The sequence below is a fragment of the Streptomyces sp. WM6386 genome (assembly GCF_000972385.1).
GTDB lineage: Bacteria > Actinomycetota > Actinomycetes > Streptomycetales > Streptomycetaceae > Streptomyces.
Genome location: NZ_JXTE01000582.1, coordinates 1 through 390, shown reverse-complemented (window position 1 = coordinate 390; position 390 = coordinate 1). Strand labels below are relative to the sequence as shown.

At 72.6% G+C, this 390-nt stretch carries 1 pseudogene; it reads left to right on the top strand.

The window, feature by feature from the left end:
- A pseudogene (locus tag TN53_RS42795) lies at positions 1–390 on the top strand (radical SAM protein); the annotation flags it as partial.

The window sequence follows — 390 nt, the reverse complement described above, 5'->3', positions numbered from 1 at the left end:
CTTCCACGAGCGGGAGGTCCGCCGCACCGACGTCTTCCGGGCAGTGCGACACGTACTCGACTCGGGGACCCCCGTCAGCTTTCATCTCGCCGGTACGGGACCGCAGGACCCCTACCTTGCCGACGTGACCGCCGCGATCAGGCGGGAGTTCGCCGACCGGGTGCCGATGCTGGTCAACGAGATACGTCCGGTGGGCCGGGCGGCCTCCTGGGCCACTGCCGCCGCGCCCCGCCCGGACGGAGGCCGAGCGCTGCCGTGCGCGATGGCCGCCTGGCCGGTGGTGGCCTTCGACGGCACGGTGCTGGCGTGCTGCAACCAGCAGACGGTCGACCGCAGACCTGCCCCCGCGCACCTGCTGCTGGGGCATGTCGCCAAGGACGACTGGGCGTT